General features: G+C 61.5%; 12 protein-coding genes. 8 read left to right on the forward strand and 4 right to left on the reverse strand.

Features of this window, described 5'->3' with window-relative positions:
- Positions 1-327 precede the first annotated feature (327 nt).
- Entirely contained in the window at positions 328-1,437 is a 1,110-nt protein-coding gene (locus ACVOMB_RS01340) for a hypothetical protein (protein ID WP_481529594.1), read from the forward strand.
- Positions 1,438-1,508: 71 nt separating this feature from the next.
- Here ACVOMB_RS01340 and ACVOMB_RS01345 read toward each other — a convergent pair whose 3' ends face one another.
- From ACVOMB_RS01345 to ACVOMB_RS01360, 4 genes are read right to left on the reverse strand one after another with little or no spacing between them, the layout of a single operon-like run.
- The gene (locus ACVOMB_RS01345; RefSeq protein WP_481529595.1) at positions 1,509-2,159 is read right to left on the reverse strand and encodes a response regulator; all 651 of its coding nucleotides are present in this window, start codon (positions 2,157-2,159) and stop codon (positions 1,509-1,511) included.
- Positions 2,160-2,208: 49 nt separating this feature from the next.
- Positions 2,209-5,379 carry a hybrid sensor histidine kinase/response regulator gene (locus tag ACVOMB_RS01350; protein ID WP_481529596.1) on the reverse strand — a complete coding sequence of 1,057 codons (3,171 nt, stop codon included), beginning with the start codon at positions 5,377-5,379 and terminating at the stop codon, positions 2,209-2,211.
- A 54-nt stretch (positions 5,380-5,433) separates the two neighbouring features.
- Complete coding sequence (locus tag ACVOMB_RS01355; RefSeq protein WP_481529597.1) at positions 5,434-6,609, reverse strand: EAL domain-containing response regulator; 1,176 nt, start codon at positions 6,607-6,609, stop codon at positions 5,434-5,436.
- A 4-nt stretch (positions 6,610-6,613) separates the two neighbouring features.
- Positions 6,614-9,418 carry an ATP-binding protein gene (locus tag ACVOMB_RS01360; protein WP_481529598.1) on the reverse strand — a complete coding sequence of 935 codons (2,805 nt, stop codon included), beginning with the start codon at positions 9,416-9,418 and terminating at the stop codon, positions 6,614-6,616.
- Between the two features lie 224 nt (positions 9,419-9,642).
- On the opposite strand from ACVOMB_RS01360, the gene ACVOMB_RS01365 reads away from it, so the two are divergent.
- The 7 genes from ACVOMB_RS01365 to ACVOMB_RS01395 all read left to right on the forward strand — a co-directional run bounded on the left by ACVOMB_RS01365 (position 9,643) and on the right by ACVOMB_RS01395 (position 19,170).
- Positions 9,643-10,200 carry a fimbrial protein gene (locus tag ACVOMB_RS01365; RefSeq protein WP_481529599.1) on the forward strand — a complete coding sequence of 186 codons (558 nt, stop codon included), beginning with the start codon at positions 9,643-9,645 and terminating at the stop codon, positions 10,198-10,200.
- Positions 10,201-10,262: 62 nt separating this feature from the next.
- Positions 10,263-11,018: a fimbrial biogenesis chaperone gene (locus ACVOMB_RS01370; protein ID WP_481529600.1), complete on the forward strand. Its 756-nt coding sequence runs from the start codon at positions 10,263-10,265 to the stop codon at positions 11,016-11,018.
- A 113-nt stretch (positions 11,019-11,131) separates the two neighbouring features.
- The gene (locus tag ACVOMB_RS01375; protein WP_481529601.1) at positions 11,132-13,861 is read left to right on the forward strand and encodes a fimbria/pilus outer membrane usher protein; all 2,730 of its coding nucleotides are present in this window, start codon (positions 11,132-11,134) and stop codon (positions 13,859-13,861) included.
- A gap of 1,358 nt (positions 13,862-15,219) precedes the next feature.
- The gene (locus tag ACVOMB_RS01380; RefSeq protein WP_481529602.1) at positions 15,220-16,185 is read left to right on the forward strand and encodes a CBASS oligonucleotide cyclase; all 966 of its coding nucleotides are present in this window, start codon (positions 15,220-15,222) and stop codon (positions 16,183-16,185) included.
- Positions 16,186-16,192: 7 nt separating this feature from the next.
- A complete protein-coding gene (locus tag ACVOMB_RS01385) occupies positions 16,193-16,705 on the forward strand; it encodes an HORMA-1 domain-containing protein (protein WP_481529603.1) in 513 nt (170 codons plus the stop codon).
- Positions 16,705-17,637, forward strand: coding sequence for an AAA family ATPase (locus tag ACVOMB_RS01390; RefSeq protein ID WP_481529604.1), 933 nt, complete (start codon positions 16,705-16,707; stop codon positions 17,635-17,637). The genes ACVOMB_RS01385 and ACVOMB_RS01390 overlap by 1 nt, the downstream gene beginning before the upstream one ends.
- A 9-nt stretch (positions 17,638-17,646) precedes the next feature.
- On the forward strand, positions 17,647-19,170 hold the full coding sequence (locus tag ACVOMB_RS01395) for an SAVED domain-containing protein (RefSeq protein ID WP_481529605.1): 1,524 nt from the start codon (positions 17,647-17,649) through the stop codon (positions 19,168-19,170).
- The last annotated feature ends 171 nt before the right edge of the window (positions 19,171-19,341 follow it).

Genomic DNA, 19,341 nt, shown 5'->3' on the forward strand with positions numbered 1-19,341 from the left:
GCAACGGGCCAGCAACAACCGTCCTCTCCCACGCCACAGGACAGCGCCGGCGCACGGCGATCGCGTATCTGTGACTGATGCCCTTCCTCGGTATAGGAATCGTCCTATATCCGCTGCAGCTGTCGATTTCTAGAATCCTCCCCGTTGACCGGAAACCTGTGTTTTCCAATCCCCGCAGGGCACCGCAGGCGCTGTACCCAAGCTGCCATCGGCGCGCTCCCTGCCTACGACAAATGGCCTCACCGGCCGGGAAGGTGGACTTTGAAATACCTCAGTCATCGCCAGAAAGCTTCGTGGCGTACAGCCGTGGCAAGGCGACTCATCGGCATGTCACTGCTACTCGCTACCCTTGCCGCCGCCTCACCAGTGCTGGCCCAGTCAACCTGCACCGCGTCAGGCAAGATTCCAACGGTGCAGGGAACCTGGGCCGTCGCTTCGGACACTGCCGCGCTGAACAATGGCTCAATCGTCGCCACCTTGAATGCGACCACAACCTATGTGGTCAGCCCAAACGGGGGCGGCAGCTACCAAATAATGCACTTCGGTAGCGGCAAGGTCGATTCGAACCCGTACTACGCTGTGCCACTGGCCGATATGCCCGGACTTGGAGCGCGGGTGAAGTGGATGTCATATGCCGCCACCGACGGCGTGAAACCGACCTTCCAACAGCCTTATGCAGCGCCGTTCTCCAACACCACTGACTACGGCACCTTGCTGACAGTGCAATCAAGCACATTGACGAGATACAGCGTCATCGCACGCTACTCCATCGAACTGGTGGTAATCGACGCAAATACGTACAAGGGCGGAACGCTGGTCTACAACGGCGGAACTCGCATTCTCATCGAAAATTCAACGTATTACGGAGGCTCTACCCGATACGCATGCGGCGACGGTTTCTTCGACGCGATGGATCTGCTTCGAACTGGCTCCAGCAAACCTGAGTTACCCAAGCCCCATCTGCCAACATGCCGCTTCAACACCAGTACGCTCAACCAACAAGTGGTGCTGAACGATGTAACGACAGATAAGGTTGCAGCGGCCAGTGCTACACGCTCAGCAGGCAGCGCGGGTGAAATGACCTTTTACCTGCGGGCAACGCAATGTGAAGCGGGAACCCGGTTCAATGTCTACTTTACAGATGCCAACAACATCGGTTCCACCGCCAATTACCTGAGCAGGGCGGGCAACCTGCGCAGTCCCATAGGCATGCGACTGTATGCAGGCTCCGACACCAGTCCAGTGCGCTATGGGCCTGCGCCCAGCGGCAACGCGGTACCTGCAAACATCGCGGTGCAAGCAGGGCCCACCACTGCCAACCAGGCACTCAATCTGCCCTTCACCGTGCAGCATGTGCGCATGCCCGGTGTTGCCACGGAAGACCTGCGCCCGGGATTGATGGCCTCCGAGGCCATCGTGACAATCGTCTATCCCTAAGTGATCTGGCGGAGCTGACGACGTCGATCGACGGGGTGGTGCATCAAACAGATGCACCACCCCGCGCCTGCTCAACTCCGGAACAGATCATGTTCGGTGCAGAAGCTGACGAGGTCCTGGTTGGACTCAACGCCCAGCTTGCGCATCGCCGAGATCTTCTGGGTACTTACAGTCTTGACGCTGCGGCTGAGGTGCTCACCGATCTCACCTACAGTCTGTCCCTCGACGAACAGCCGCATCACTTCGAACTCACGCAGAGTAAGCGAGGCAATCCGCTGCTCGACCGGGTTTTCGCTGTCACCACGCCGCACCTTCTTGAATCCTGGCGGGTAGTAGCGCATGCCGCGACGCAAGGTATGCAAGGCCTGGCTGACCTCCGACATATCGTGTTGCTTCAGGATCACGCCGGTGACCCCGGCGTCATACAGTGAGGCCACGATCATGGGGTTGGACAGCATGGTCAGCACCAGCAACTTGATATCGGGGAACCGCCGCAGCAGAAAACCAATGAACTGAATGCCATCACCGTGGCGTTCGTCATCCGGCATGTGGTAATCGGTGATGACGACATCAGGCAACAAGCGCTCCAGCTGCTCCACCAGCTCAGAGGGCGATTGCGCCGCGGCCTCGACGATGACGTTGGGGTCGCGTTCCAGCACCTCGCGGATGCCCATCAACAACAGCGGGTGATCATCGGCAATTACAATGCGCAGCTTCTGCATTACCAGTCCTTTCGTGTGTATCAATGCCGGCCCGCGCGAGCAGCAAGTGTCAGGCGCTGGCGACCAGATTGTCCAGTGCCCGGCAAAGGCCCAGCAGGTCTTCGCGTAATGCCCCACTCCATTCCTCGCGCGCTACGCGTTGCTCCGCCTGTTCCAAAGTCAGTGCCATGGGGTCGATGCCAACGGTGACCAAGGCGCCGCGCATGCGATGCAGTTTCTGCCTCACCACAACCCCATCGGCGTCGATGACCCCTTCCCTGCATCGATCAATATCCACCCGCATGGTGGTGCGGAACACCTGCCGGTACCTTTCCGGAATGAGCGGCTGTGGCGCAGCGTCCGTCAATGACGGCGGTGGCGGTTCCGTCGGCAGCTGTGCCGGACTTACCTGCCACTGGCGCAACAAACGGTGCAGGTGCTGCAGGTCGATGGGCTTGACCAACCAGGCGTCCATGCCACTGTCCAGGCAGCGCTGCTCCTCGTCGCGCATGGCATTGGCGGTCACGCCCACGATCGCGCAGCGCACGCCCTGTCCACGCAGCGCCTTGGTCAACGCGTAGCCATTCATGCGTGGCATGTTGATGTCAGTCAAGACCACGTCGTAGGCCTGTGCCTGCCATTGCGCCAATGCCTGCTCGCCATCAGCTGCCACCGTCACCCTGCAACCCAGTTGCTGCAGCTGGTCGTAGAGCGTGGCCTGGTTGATAGGATTGTCCTCGGCGACCAGTACATCCAATGCAAGCGGGGGGAATCCGGACGGCTTCGCCAGTCGGTGTGGCGATGGCAGCTGGAGCAACACACGCTGCAGCTCGAGCGCAATGCTGTCGACGCTGTCGTCGTTGATGTCCGATGACTGCGCACCGTCACCCAGCGCCGCCACACGCAGGTGGCGTCCCTTCCACGTGGTAGCCAGGGCTGGCATCTGCACATCCAGCAGCAGCCTCTCATCCTCGACTGGCAACGCATCGGTACTGGTCAGCAGCTCGACTTCAGCACCCCAACCGCACAGCCAGTCATGCAGGTGCAGGGACAGCTCCGGATGCGGTGAGCGCAGCACTAGACGCAGGCCCGAAAGCTGCGGTGCGGACTCCGTTGCCGTTGCCGCCTCCGCTACTGCGGGGGTAAGCGCCAACTCCAGTGTGAAGCTGCTGCCCAGCCCTGCGGCGCTGACGACCGTCAGCGTACCTCCCATGAGCTGCGCCAACCGCGCGCAGATCGACAAGCCCAATCCGCTACCTCGTACGGTGTTCTGGCTCTGATTGATGTCACTGAAAGGGGTGAAAAGCTGGTCGCGCTTGTCGTCGGGGATGCCGATGCCGGTATCGGCAACCTGGAACCGCAGCGCGGCCTTCCCATCCTGGGTGCGTTCGGCGCGCAGGCGTACGATGACATGCCCAGCCGCGGTGAACTTGACGGCGTTGCTGATCAGATTGGAGAGCACCTGACGCACACGCAGCGCGTCACCGCAGACCAGGTTGGGCACCTGTCGGTCGATCGTGCAGAACAGCAGCAATCCCTTCTGCCTGGCCATCACCGCAAATGCCGCGGTACTTTGCTGGACCAGCTCACGCGGATTGAAGGGACTGGACTCCACCTGCATCTGCCCGGCCTCGATCTTGCTGATATCGAGAATGTCGCTGATCTGCTGCAGCAGCTGCTGCGATGCATCCTGCAAACGCGCCACGTGCTGCGATTGTCGTCCGTCCAGTTGCGTCAACGCCAGCAACTCCAATGTGCCCAGCAAGCCATAGAGGGGAGTCCGGATTTCGTGACTCATCGTCGCCAGGAAGGTGCTCTTGGCGGCGCTGGCCGCGTCCGCGGCCACCCGCGCACGTGCCAATGCGCGCTGCTCTTCGGCATGCACGGTGACGTCGGTGAACGCGCACAGCACAACATCCTGGCCCTGGTAACGGGTAGGCGCGTAGGTCATGTGCAGAGAACGCCCGTTGTCGCGCTCTATCGATTCGATCGCGCCCGCCGAGGTTGCCTGCAACATCCGGCTCCACGCCACCGGGTCTGCTGACAGGCCCAACAGCGGCTGGGTCAGATTCACGTCCAGCCATTGCTGCGCCAAAGCGGTGGCGAATACGACCTGGCCCTGGCCGCGCGTCAACAGGCACAGCGCGACCGGCGCGGTCTCGATCAAGGTACGGTTGAATGCTTCGCTGTCGATGATCTGCTCCTGCGCTTTGCGCGCGGGGTCGATCACGTGCAGGCGATACCAGCGCACATAACCGACGCTTGCCAGCGCCGCCAGTACGACCAGCGCCAAGGCAGCCAGCAGCAACCACGGGCTCCCCGCGAACAAGCTGGCGTAGCCAACCTGGTAATAGCCAACCCAGTTGCCAGAACGATCCTGCAGACGCAAACCCAGGCCCTGCAGCCGCGGATGGAAACCATCTGCCTGCATGGGTGGCGGCGCGCCCCGGCCCAGCAGCAGCCCCTGCCCGGTGTGCTGCAACCAGAACGCAGCGGGCGGCGACGCAGCAGTGTCGGCGCTGGCGAACAGCCGCGCTTCGCTGAACACCATGGCCATGTAAGCCTTCGATGCGTCATCAGTGACGGCGGCCACGCGCCCGCTGCGGAAACCCGTATGCGCCAGCCCCAGCATCTTGTCCGGTTCGCCCGGCATCGCAAACCAGCGTACTGGCGTAACCGGCGGGCCATCGATGGCGTTGGCGGCCACCGCCGCAGGCAGCCGCGAACCTTCACGCAGCACAATCGAACTGGCCTCACGCAACCAGCCCGATGCACCCTGCGCCCCCTGCCCTGCCAGCTCGCCCGGGACCAGCACGGCGCTACCATCATTGCCGTTGACGACCAGCAACGGTGCTGCCGGAAAATACGAGAACGCCCAGAACGCGGAGTATTGACGACTCAGGTACGTACCGACGGCCGCGTAGGCCGGACTGATCGCTGCAGCCTGCGGCCCCGGCACGAAAGCAAATGGTTGCTTGACGTCAGACGCCACCTGCTCAGGCAGCCGCGCCTGCTGCGTATTCTGTGCGTGCAGTTGTTGCAGGAACTGCTCCTGTTCAAGCAGGTACTCCACACGCTGGCCGAAATCGGCGGTGAGCTTGGCCCTGGTCTGCTCCAGCGCCTGCTGCGTACCCAGCGCCAGCAGGCCGGCAAACAACAGCGCCAGCACGAGACTGCCGAAGGTGGCGATGGTCTGCCGATGGAGGCGCACAGTGACATTGGCAAAAGAGGAATCAGGCATGAAGGCACTCAGGCAACGGGAAACCTGTCTGCCGTGGATGTTATGCGTTTTGTCCTACAGAAGCTGCCCAAAGTGGGTCGCATCCACTGCCGGCGAGAACAAAAAACCCTGCGCGCGATCACAACCAAGCTGCCGCAGACAGGCCAGATCGTCTTCGGTCTCCACGCCTTCGGCGGTTACGGTCAAGCCAAGTTCGTGGCCCAGTTCGATCGCCGAAGCCAATACCGCGTGACGGGCTGCGTCGTTCCGTGCGCCGCTGACGAAGGCACGATCAATCTTCATCTCGGTGAAAGGCGTCGACAGCAGGTTGTACATCGAACTATAGCCACGGCCGAAGTCGTCCTGCGACAAGCCAAAGCCCTTCAGGCGCAATCGACTGACCCCGCGATGGAAGAGATCGACCGCATGGATGGGCTCATCCTCGAGCAGCTCGAACACCACGTTGGCCGTCGACACCCCGGCGCTTGCCACCGTGTCAGCCAACTGATCGGGCAAGTCCGCGATCTCCAGCAGAGGAACCGGAAGATTGACGGAAAAGGGCAGAACGTGGCCATGTGTCCGCCATTTGAGATGCGCGTCGAGCCCCTCACGGAGCATGCACATCAGCAGTTCCTGCTGCAGGTTGTGGCGCTGGATGGCTGGCAGGAAGGCGGCCGGAGCAACCAGCCCCGACACCGGATGCTGCCAACGGGCAAGAACCTCGGCCCCCACAATCCGCCGGCTGCCCACATCGAGTTTGGGCTGGAAACGACCATGGATGGCCCTCTGGTCCATCGCCCGCAGCAGCGTGCCTGCATCAACGCGGGGCAGCACCTGCACCTCTGCTTTGGTTGATTGCCGGGGAGATGCCTGCAGCAGTCGCTGCCGCAGCTGCAAAGCATGGGCGGCGGTGAAAGGTTTGGGAAACGCACCGATCACGGACAATCCTTTTACCAGCGCCATCTGCTCCACGCTCTTGAGAATGCTGTCATCGCAGGAGCTGCAGATCGCCAGCCAGGGTTCGAACGGGGTGTCGGCGAGTCGATCGATGAACTGCACACCATCGCTGCCGGGCATGTCCAGGTCCAGGATGACCAACGGGTAGCGTCGTTGGCACAGCAGCGCCATCGCCTCAGTCGCAGAGCCGGCGCACTGCACATCGTGCAGGCCGGTCGCCCGCAGCAGGGTTTCCACGTGCAGGCATTGCAGCGGATGATCATCAACAACCAGGATGCGGACATCGGAGAGCATCGATCTATACCTCGGTGCGGCGCACAGCGCGCAGGTGTTCGCGCAAAGTGGACAGGAACAATGGCTTGACCAGCATGGCATCCATTCCCGCCGACCACCATTTGCCATGGGTGTCGGGCAAGGCATCAGCACTGGTGCCAAGGATCAGCCCTGGATAACCCCGATGGCGCAGCGCCTCGGCCAGCGCGTAGCCGGACATGGACGGCATGTTCAGATCGGTCAGGATGGCATCGAAATCATCCAGCTCCGCACACTGCAGGGCGCGCTGGCCGCCGTCGGCAAGGACCACCTGGCAACCGAGCATGTCCAACTGTGCCTTTACGATCAACTGGTTGATGGGGCTATCGTCTACGACCAGCACCCGCAACGCCAACGGTGCGGCGGAATCTACGCCCGCGATGTGCGCGGAATCGTCAACATGCCCCAGCTGCGCCTGCTGTACTGCCCTGCCGATATCAAGCAGTGCATGTGCCGCTGCGGACACCACACCATCGCTCGTCGCCGCGCCCAGCGTGGCCGCCGCCGGGCGAAGAAACACTTCACGGCCCTGCCACGCAGGCACCTCGGTGGCCGCAGGCCAGGCATGCAGCAGGATCGAATCAGCACTCATCTGCTGCATGGCTCCCGTACAGGGAACCGCAACCGCCCCCCAACGGGACAGCCACCGGCACAGGTTGGACACAACCTCCGGCAACTGCCCGGCGACATAGACCGGCTTGCTCTGCAATTGCGGGTACCGCTGCATATCAGCGCCGCCAGCGTCTGCCTTGGCCAATGCCAGCTCCAGCGAAATCCGCGTACCCAGCCCCTGCTGGCTGACCACCTGCAGCGATCCTCCCATCAGCAGCGCAAGCCGGTTGCTGATGGCCAAGCCCAGCCCGGTGCCCGGAACATTGCGTGACAGCACATCGTTGGCACGGTAGTAGGGCTCGAACAGGTGCTTGATTGCCTCCGGCGCAACACCAGCGCCAGTGTCACTGACCTGGAAGATGATCTGCAGGCGGCCATCGGGGCGCGTGAACGCCTTGACCCGCAACACCACCTGGCCGGCGTCGGTGAACTTGATCGCGTTGCTGATCAGATTGGCCAGAATCTGCCGGATCTGCTGCGCATCGCCCACCACATCATCGATGGGCGGAAGATCGGCTACCGCGTAGAGCCGCAAGCCCTTGCTCTCAGCCCGGGCCACGAATGAGGTGATGGTCTCGTCAATCAGCGTAATCAAACAGAAGGCATTGCTCCGCAGCACCGTGTGGCCCGATTCGATCCGCGACATGTCCAGTGAGTCATTGACCGTACCAACCAAGGCCGCCGCGGAGCGATGCAGCAGATCGATGTAACGATGCTGGTGCGGGTCATGAGTGGCAGCCGCCAACAACTCAAGCGTACCGGTAATGCCGAACAAAGGCGTGCGGATTTCATGGCTCATCATGGCCAGGAACTGGGTCTTGGCCTGACTGGCGCGCTCAGCCATGGTGCGCGCCGCGACCAGCGAAGCCTCGGTCTGCTTCTGCAAGCTGACGTCACTCACCACGAACAGCGAAACCGCCTGCCCACGATACAGCAGCGGTACCGCGGTGACATCGACGTGGCCCTTGTCATCCAGTTCGATGCCGGCATGGCAGCTGTGACCTTCGTACTGGGCAAGGCGCTCGCGCCATTGCGCATCGTGGCCCATCCAGCGCCGTGCCAACGCGTTCTCGCGCAGCACCGCGCCATCCTCATTGCAGACCACCGCCAAACCAACCGGCGCAGTCGCAATCAGGGTCCGGTTCAGTTCAACACTGTCCAACAGTGCCTGATACTGACGTTGGGCCGGCACAAGGTACATGCGCCGCGCTGCATGCGCAGCAGCCAGCATGAGCGCGATGAACAGTAACTCCATTGCCAGCGTACGCAGCACCACGCCGCGTGCATCGGCCAGCAACCGCTGCACCGGCACCGAGTACACCACGCGCAAGCCGCCGGAACCGATGGACTTGCTGAGTACGATGTCATGCGGCACGTAACCTGCGTTGCGCAGACCGAAGTAATCATCCTGCAGGCCGGCAAGATAGGCCGGTGCATCGCTGCTGCGCAGCACTACGCTGCCATTGCTATCAAGCAGCGTGTAGCTGCAGCCTGGCATGTCCGCAAGCTGCAATGCCTGCCGCAGGTTGTCCAACTCCAGGCCGATCCAGCCATTGCCCGCATCGTGTCGATCAACCGGCGCGTACACCGCCAGCAAGGATGCTTCGGCGCCGGCTTGGCGCAACCAGGTCACTGGTCGGCGATCATGATCTGGCAACGGCAGCGTGGCCATCGCCGCGGGAATGCGTTCGACAGGCAATAGCGTCCAAGTGTAGCTGCCATCGCCATTGCTTTGGAGCACATGACTGCGCAGCGGGTTGGCCGTCGTGTGGATCAAACGTGCATCAGCCAGCGCCAGCCCGCCGAGCATGCGCGGCGTCACCGCGAGCTGCCACGAGACATCGCCAGCCACCTCCGGCAGATCGATGGCCTGCAGCTGTGGAATGTGTCCGGACGTTCTGGCTGCCTGCACAGGTAGCGTGTCATCGGCTACCGCGGTGGCAGCCAGCGCACGCAGCAGCGCTTCCCGCTGGTCGAGGAACAATTGTGCCTTGTAGGCGCCGTCATTGAGGTGGCGCCGATACTCGGACACGCCAACCGTGAGCTCCGAATAGAGATACGCGGCTGTAGCCAGCAGCGAGCAGGCGATCAACGCCGCTGTGGATACCCACAGCAGGATGCCCGACACGCGGCGTGGTTCCTCCACCTGCAACAGATTGAATGAGTGAGCGTCTTTCATGCGTGCAGCCTAGAAGTGCCCCACCGCTCGATGTTTAGGACGAATCCTAAATCGCCGGATTGCCGCCCAGGTCCGCACTTTAGGAATCGTCCTAAGCACTTCAGATAGGCCGATTCCTAGACTTCTCCCCGTGCTTGAAGAACGGCACTCCGCGGCAACAGCACGGCAAACGCGGCTCTCCGCTGACGTGTATCCGCATCCCTTCCATCCAAGAGGAATTGATCATGAAGAAGTTGTTTATTGGCCTGGTAGCGCTCTCCGCATTCGCCGCCGGCACCTCACAAGCTGCTGTTGGCGCACAGGGCAACATCACCTTCAGCGGTGCCGTCAACAACGACAGCTGCGTGGTGACCGGTGCCGGTGCGACCAACGCAGGCAAGAACCTGCTGGTGGACATGGGCACGGTGTCGGCCAACACGCTGGGCACCGAAGCCAACCCGATCACCGGCAGCACCGGCATGACCGCCATCGAGAAGACCATTGACCTGAAGGTCGAATGCCTGTCCGGCACCAAGGTGGAACTGAAGCTGACCCCGCAGGCCCGCTCGGGCAAGGGCATTGCGGTAACCGGTGGTGCATCCAACGTGCAGATCATGTTGGTCAGCAACAACGAGGCATTGGACTTCACTGCCGGCAGCGCCACCCTGGAATCGCCGTTTGACGGCAACAGCGTGGTCATTCCCTTGAAGGCCTATTACACCCTGCAGCAGGGCAAGGCCGTCGCCGACGTGGTGCCGGGTGAAGCCAACGCCACCGTGGCCTACGAGCTGTCCTACAACTGACCACCAGTCCCGCCCTGGCAGCTCCCCCTGCCAGGGCACCTCCAGCCGATCCAGGAGCCCGCATGAACACCCATTCGATACTCAGGAATGCCTGTCTCGCCGGCATGGCCGCAATCAGCGTGGCAAGTGCTGGGCAGGCACAAGCGTCCATCGCTTTGAGCGGCACACGCATGGTCCTGCAGGAAAAGCAGCAGGAGGCGAACATCGTCGTGCGCAATGGCGACGCGCCGGTACTGATCCAATCGTGGCTGGAAACCAATTCGGAAAATGATGCCGACGACCTGCCTTTTGCGGTGACGCCACCGGTGGCGAAGATGGCCGCCAATGGCCAGCAGTTGCTGCGGGTCATGTACGCCGGCAGCGGCAGTGAGCTGCCGCGCGAACGCGAGTCGGTGCTGTGGCTCAATGTGCAGGAAGTACCGCAGACCGCACATGGTGAAAACCAGCTGCAGATCGCGGTACGCCAGCGCATCAAGGTCTTCTTCCGCCCTTCCGGACTCAGCGGCAGCGCGGCCGAGGCACCGCTGATGGTGCGCTGGTCGGCCGTGCACAACACCCAGGGCGCGTTGTTGACGCTGTCCAATCCCAGTGCGTACCACGTCTCCTTCAGTGAACTCAGCGATGGCGCCGGCGGCGAACTTCCCAGCCCAGGCATGCTTGCCCCAGGGCAGGTCCTTGAGCTGCAGTTGAGCAACATCGCAGTCGATACCACGCTTGGTTTCCGCACCATCAATGACTACGGCGGCGCCGATGCCTACCGCGTCCGCCTGTCCGGAGCCACCCAGGTCAACGGCGCAGCTGCCAGCAACGCACGCTGAACACTGCCGCCATCGGCGGCGCCAGCTTTTCTCTCCTTTCCCAGTGTGCCGATCCATGGCAGGCAAGCACGTGCCCGTCATCAGCATCGTCACCGCCGAACGGTTGCAGAACCATGTACCAACACAGCCCTGCGAAAGCCAACGCCACCCCTGCAATGCGCGAGTTGCAACACCTGCTGAGGGCGTTGTGCGCCTGCCTGCTGCCGTGCGTGGCACTGTGCTGCAGCCCGCCGGTGGCGGCCACCGAACAGTCCAACAAGGCGCCCGAACATGCGGTGCAGCGTGCGCCGCATGAGACCGCGTCCAACGCGGCCAACGCAGAGCTGGGGATCGATGAGATCGGCGCCGAGCTGGAAGATCTCTATGCCGACAGCATGCAGAACCCGCAACGACTCGCGTTGGCCTCGGCTTCGGCCAACGCCGATGCGGCCGGTGGCTTCAACATGGCCTTCCTGCATGGCGCGGAATCGGCCATGAACCTGCACGCGCTGCTGGGTGCCAGTGGCGTGGCCGAAGGCCGCCACCGCGTGGATGTGTACGTCAATCGCTCCCTTGTTGGGCGGATCGATATGGTGTTCTCGATCGACCCGCGCAGTGGAGAGGCTGAGCCATGCTTCAGCGCGGACATGCTCGTGCAGCTAGGCGTGGATGCAGCACGCCTGCCGCAGGTGCCCGATGCAGCCGCAGACTGCCTGCGCCTTGGCGATGTGGTACCGCAAGCCACGGCGCGCTATGACACCTCCCAGCTGCGCCTGGACATCGGCATACCGCAGCTCTACCTGGCACCAGCACGCCGCGGTTATGTCGCCCCCGCACTTTGGGACAGCGGCATCAATGCCGCGTTCCTGGACTACAGCATTCATGGGCGTCAGGACCAGGTGCCCGGGCTGGGCGCTGTTCGCGATGCCAATGCCAGTCTGCGCATGGGTCTGAATGCCGGCCCTTGGCGGCTGCGCAATGATTCCTTCATCGCCGCCGGAAACCGGCGAGAAACCGAGTTCAACAGCCAGAACACCTATCTGCAACGCGAGCTGGCGCCGATGCGCAGCCAATTGGTGATTGGGCAGACCTATAGCTACTCGCCGCTGTTCGACAGCGTGCGGTTCCTCGGCGCACGCGTCGCATCTGATGAGGCCATGCGGCCGGATGACGAGCAGGGTTATGCACCTGTCATCCGTGGCAGTGCCGAAACACACGCCACGCTGGAGATTCGTCAGAACGGCTACCTCATCCACACCAGCAGCGTAGCCCCTGGCCAGTTCGAGATCCGCGACCTGGCCCCGTCGGGAGCCAACGGTGATCTTGAAATCAGTGTGATTGAAGCCGACGGAAGTCGCCGTATTACCCGCCAGGCATTTTCGGCGCCACCGCTGATGGTGCGTCAAGGTCGTATCAAGTACGACGCGGCGGCAGGCCAGGTGCGCCTGCATGATCACTCACGCAACGCCCCGGCTTTTGCCAACGCATCCTTGCTGTACGGTATCGGCACCAACGCCACCCTGGCCACAGGCATACAGGTAGCCAACGATTTTCAGGCCTATTCGGTGGGCATGGGTTTGAACACGCGTGTGGGCGCACTGTCACTCAACGGCATTCATTCCAGCAGCCGTCCCGACCGCGCGCACCTGGACGGCCAGCGCGTGGAGCTTCGCTATGCCGGTTTCATCGAAAGCACCAACACCAGTGTTTCGCTCAACATGCAACATGATCTTAGCCAAGGCTACCGGACCCTCGCTGGTCACGCGCTGGAACGCGAACCGGTGTTGGACGGTTTCCTCGCCGCCAGCGCATCCAGCCGCCAACGGCTGGATGCGTACCTGACTCAGCCGATCGGTGACGCCAGCTTCTACCTGAGCGGTTCACTTGGCCGCAACTGGGACGGATCGTCCTCGCGCAGCGTCTCGCTGGGGCATGGCAACCGCATCGGCCGCGGCACCTACAACATCTCCTACACACACGCCCGCAACCTGTTCTCGACGACGGAGGCAACCTCGCGCCGCGATGACACGCTGATGCTCAACGTCAGCCTGCCACTGGGCAAGCAGCCACGTGCGCCGCAGGTCCATGCCTCGGCTGGCCGCCACGGCGGCAACAGCATGCAAGCCGGCGTGTCCGGCATGCTGCCTGGCACCGAGCAGGACATCAGCTATAGCGCCTCGGCCGGCCGTGACAATCAAGGCCAGAGCAACGCCATGCTGTCCGTCGGCGCGACAACGCCGGTTGCGCGGCTCAATGCCACCTACAACCACGCCGGCAATTCTGATTCGATGAGCCTGTCCGCTTCCGGCTCGGTGGTCGCCCATGCTGGCGGCGTCAATCTGGGGCAGTCGTTGAGCGAGACCTTCATGCTCGCCCATGTGGAACCCTCCGTGGCCGGCATCGGTATCGCCAGCTATGCCGGAGTCAGAACGGGCCGCAATGGCTATGCGGTGATCCCCAGCGCAACACCCTATCGCGGCAACTGGGTTGGGCTGGATGCGCGTGCCGCTGGCGCAGATGTGGATGTGGATACCGCCATGCAGCAGTTGGTGCCCACGCGTGGTGCTGCGGTACTGGCCACATTCAAGGCCGACACCGGCCGCCGCGTGCAGCTGGAGCTGCGCCAGCCCGACGGCAACCCCATGCCGTTCGGCGCGGTAGTCGACAGCAGTTCCGGCGAACGCCTGGGCATCACCGATCCGCGTGGCCGCCTGCTACTGATGCTCGCTGCCGAACAACAGCAGGGCGAAGTGAAGGTTCAATGGGACGGCTACAGCTGCAGTGCCACCTATGTGATGCCGGAACGGAACGCTGGCCAGAACTACCAGCGCCTTCCCGTGCAATGCGATGCAACGGGCATGTAACTGGCCGTCAGCACGACGCAGCTGCGATACCCCTCATTGCACTCGTCGTACGGCCAGCCTGGAGTGCTTCCTGCTCCGCAAGCAGCCCCGTTTCCCACAGGACTGCCCGCGGATGCGCCAACTGCCTGGACTCCACCGGTCCAGACGATGATGCCGTTCACAGCACTGAGCGCTCAATGCGCGGCGCGCTTCCCCAATTCGACCAGCATCCTGCTGGCCAGATAGAGACGCGACGGGATTGAGTCGACCTCGATGTACTCATTGCGTGCCAATCCCAACCGGCAAGACCCAGTGCTTCCAGCACTGCGGCTACGCGCGGTGCCGGCCTTTGCGGTGGTCCAAAGGAAAAGCCATCGAACGCAGGCCGCCTCCCATTTCCAGCAACGCTTCGCTTCCAAGCGCATGGCCCGCCCTATCCCGCGCGGCTGATTTCCAGATACAAGACGACGCCATTGAACAGGCGCCGACGTCTGTCGGCAGGCAGGGCGGCGCGTAGCTGAAGGTGGTCCGCCGCCGTTGCGGGGCAACCTATGGTCCAGCAGCGTGGGCTGCCCCAAGCTGTCGTCAACGGCCTGACTGGCAAACTCTCCTGCAGGCGGTATTGACTACCTGAAAAACAGAAACCCCGGATTTCTCCGGGGTTTCCGTGCGTCCTGGGACCAGCCCGGACCTCAATCTGGCGCGCCCGGAGGGATTCACAAAAACAACCCATCCATATGATTATTTTGCGTTTTCATCGCCAACTAGAATCACAATGCCCCCATATATGCCCCCGCGCAATCTCGTGTCAACGATTGCAATCCGTAACGCACAATTCTTGCTGAACCGGCCATAAGCAACCAGCATTCCCTAAACCGCATTGGCCGGTGAATAAGCTGCACAGCGCCGATATGCGCGCCTCTTTGACTAGCGGGCCAACTTAGTAGCTCCTTCTCCCTGTCGACGCTAACTCGAACAACACAATACTAAGAGCACGCGCAAATTCTTGTGTAGTTCGAAACCTATTGCCATAACAATCTGGCCACGCACTATCAACGAAGCAAACTGCCATGCCCAGCCTCACCCGACCTGCAGCTACCGGCCGGAACCAGGCGCAGAGCGTACTCTCGTTGCCAAAATGCATTGGATGAGTCCCGCCCCTCGGGAACGACTCGACGCCCCTACACTACGCGCCCCTACCCACCCTTGAAAGCCAGATATACATCCCCAAGCTTGAGTTTGGGATGGCGTGCCGCAACCGGTTCGAGCTTGTTTCGGTCGCAATATCTGCGACAGACAAGCGGGAGGCTATTCCGCATGGGCACCGGAAAACACAAATACATCCACGTCGACTGGGTCGATCGGGTAAAGGGACACGCATGGCACGGGAACACGTAGGGCATAAGGATATCGTCAACTTCGCCGAGGACCGCGTGAACCTGCCGCGCGACAGTGCGAATGAGTTTCGCGCGCAGGCGCGTAGGCTACGCGAGCGCTTGGAAACGTATCTTGCCGAGCACCCCGATTTCACTCTAAAAAGAATGATGCTGTCCGGCAGCCTCGCCAAGGGCACCGCGCTACGCTCGCTCAACGACATCGATGTCGCCTGCTACATCAGCGGTGCCGACGCGCCGCAAGATGTCAGCAAATTGTTGGACTATCTGGCCGAGCGGCTGCGCAAGGCGTTTCCCAACTTCAAGCCAGAACAGGTGAAGCCGCAAACCTACTCGGTCACGGTCTCTTTCGCAGGAACGGGACTGGATGTCGACGTCGTCCCGATCCTCTACAACGGCGATCCGGATTGGTATGGCAACCTAGTCAGCCAAGAAGACGGCTCCTTCCTACGCACCAGCATCCCTAGGCATTTGGAATTCGCGAAGAAGCGCAAAATCGCCCAACAGACGCATTTCGTCCAGGTGGTCCGACTCGCCAAATTTTGGGCGAAGCGCCAGAAGACGGAGAACTCCGGATTCCGATTCAAGTCCTTCATGATAGAGATGGTGATGGCGAAGCTTTGCGACGACGGTCTGGACTTCTCAGACTATCCCGAAGCAATGCAACACTTCTTCACCTACCTGGCGCGTAGCGATCTTCGCGAGCAGATTGCCTTCAACGACTACTACCCGCTGTCGAGCATCGGCACCTTCGCCGAGCCAGTGAGAATTATTGATCCTGTCAACCAAGCCAACAACGTAGCGAAGCTTTATTCCCGACAGCAGGCCGACGCGATCGTGGATGCTGCGCTGGATGCAGGCGATGCGATCGATGCCGCACTCGCTGCCCCCAACAAGCAGGAGACCGTCCGCTACTGGCAGAAGGTCTTCGGTCCCTCGTTCCAGGTCTGAGGATCCCATGAACAGCTATACGGTCTCGCAAACCAACACCTTCACCGTCACCCATGCTCGCCATATGGCAGCCAAGGTAGCCGCTGACTTGAAGCGCATGCAACGCTTGTATGGCGAGCCCAGCGATGTCGACATCACGACCTACGAAACCGAGGTCGTGGAGCTCTTGAAAGCGGGCTATCTCGGCACGGTGACTTACGGCTACAAGCGCGACGGCCAATGGATCGAACCTACGCTGCGATACTCGGCCAAGGATCTAGCCGGCACCGATGGATATGGCGACGACCCTGGCAAGGTTCGGCCCGGCAAGAACGTGGCGAACGCGACGTTTTATAGCTACCTGACCTACTCGTCGACCTGGTCCAGCCTCAACTCGACACAGCAGGACGCTTTCAAGAAGTCCCTTCCGTTCCAGCGCGGGGGCGCGCCCGAGCCCACCGTTAATGGCTTCTTGGCACCTGATTTGACCTACACCGCCGGTGGCAAGGCACTCGACCGTTCTAGCGTCCGGAGCTACTGATGAAACCCACTCTCGATGAACTATTCGATCAGCGCCAGACCTATCCTGACACCGATGCTCGGACGCGGCTTAATCGCCTGATCGGGCTGGAAGAACAAAAGTCTCGCCTGGCGAAGATCCTCGGTCTTTTGGTCCATCCAGCAGGATTAGAAGCTTGGTCGAAAAAACATCACCCGGGTGCGACTGCCTTGCTCGACACCGTCCTGCGCCGTCCGCCGCTGGTCATCCTTGCCGGCGACGTGGGCTCGGGGAAGACCGAGTTGGCGGAAACGATCGGTGATTCCGTGGCGCGCCAGGAAAAGATCGATATCACTCTGTTTCCGCTCAGCCTGGCCACCCGTGGCAAGGGTCAGGTGGGCGAAATGACGCAGTTGCTGACGGCAGCAATCGATTACACGCTCGCCGAAGCCAAAAAACTGCAAACCGTTCGCGGCGCTAAAAGCAATGGCGGCATAATCCTGTTCGTCGACGAAGCAGATGCGCTCGCCCAGTCGCGCGAGTCCTCACAGATGCACCATGAAGATCGCGCCGGAGTCAACGCCTTCATCCGCGGCATCGATCGTCTGGCACAAGCGAAGGTGCCTGCCGCCGTCATCATTTGTACTAACCGGTTGAACGCGCTGGATCCCGCTGTGCGACGCCGTGCGGCGGATATTCTCACCTTCGCACGTCCCGACGAAGCGCAGCGCCGCCACGTGCTGTATGAGCGGCTTGAACCGCTCGGCCTTTCGAAGGCACAGATGGATGGCCTCGTCGCTGCCACTGGTGCAGGCAACGGCCACGATGTCGGGTTCACCTTCTCTGATCTCACACAGCGTCTGATCCCGTCGATCGTGCTCGATGCCTATCCCGAGCGAGCCGTCGATGGCAAACAGGCGATCGAGATTGCGCAACAGATGGCGCCGACGCCTGCATTTCGCGATCATGCCTGAGGGCATAACATGACCCAGGCAAACACGGCACGGCGCGAGGGCGACGACTTCCAGGCAAGGCAGTTCTGGCTGCGAGCCGGTCGTCTACTCGATAGCGAGAGCCCAATCGTCCGCGTAGGGTTCGAGTCCGGCCCTCGAAGCTACGACGATATCTGGATCGAGTATGACCGCGGTCGCGGTCCGCGCACGCTCAATGGGAAGACGCTGCTGCGCGAGCACATCCAGTGCAAGTGGCATACAACGCCCGGAAGCTACGGCTACCAACAGCTCATCGATCCTCTTTTCATCAACGCTGAAAAGAGGTCATTATTGCAGCGCGCACACAGTGCTCATCTCACGCACGGCACTTCCGAAGACCCCGTTCAGTTCACGCTGTTAACGAACTGGCAGCCGGACCGGAACGATCCGTTACGAGCCATCATGGGCACCCGGTCCGGCGCTATTCGGGTGGAGCGATTGTTCGACACCAAGACGGACAACAGCAAGACAGGGACCGTCCGCAAGGAGTGGCGGGAGCATCTGTCGCTTGATGATGAGGCCTTGCGACAGTTCGCCGGGGTGCTGGCGTTCCGCGCGGCCAATGATTCGCTGGATGATTGTCGTGACCAGTTGGACACATTGTTCGGTCTCGTCGGCCTGCGTCGCATTCCTGCGCACGAAAGTGCATTCCCATATGACGACGTCGTCTACAAGTGGCTTGGCCAAGGTCGATTGGAGTTTGACCGCGCCAGTTTCCGGCGCGTATGCGAAGAGGAGGGCCTGTTTGCCCATGGAGGGACACCTCGCCCTATCGTCTACGGCGTCAAATCCTTCAGCCATCCGGTAGATCGCCTTGAAGATCGGTGCACCCGCGTATTGGATTTCGTGCCTGACTTCGATGAGCGATACATCCGCGACGAGGCAGAGTGGTCGAACACACTTTATCCCGAGCTCAAAAGATTCCTGCTACAAGCCGCCCAGGAAAGCGATAGGCCGCGTCTGGCACTGGATGTGCACGCGACCTTGGCGTTTGCGGCCGGCTCCGTGCTCAATACGAAAATCGGCCGGGTCATTGAGATGGAACAACGCTCGCCGGCGCGCCAGATCTGGGCGGCGGATGATGCCGATTGGGATCACGCCTGGCCGAAGCTTGAACTGACCGAAATCGTCATCGATGCAACGGCACCTGAAATCGCGATTGCCGTCGCCGCGACGCACGACATCGCCGCGGATGCGAAGTCCTACATCGAGCGCTCCCTTCCCCTCGTCGGCCGACTGTTAGTACTCAGGCCTTCCGGAGGCTCAGGACCGGCTTCAGTGCTCAATGGGCGGCACGCCTTCGAGCTGGCGCGCTCATTGGCCGCGCAGGTCAAAGCCAACGGAAGCGCTGCATCCGGGAAGACCACGCACTTATTTATTGCCGCACCCAACGCACTCACCTTCTACCTCGGACAACATCAACTGCTAATGGGTCCTGTGCGTTTCTACGAGTTCGACTTCGACGGAGCCCGGGGGCGGTCCTACAAGCCCTCCCTGACCCTGCCAGTGGTTTGAACGTTGGCTGCGTCGATAGGGGGGCGCAGCTGAATTTGCCAATCGAGCACTGACACATGTCTATTTACATCCGGTCGCAAAGTGTCCGACTCAGTTCGCATGACGTCTTGAGGATAAGAGTGGCTGCTCACGAATCAATCTACTTCTCGACTTTTGGGGATTCTCGTTCTT

The organism is Stenotrophomonas sp. STEN018 (assembly GCF_056760235.1).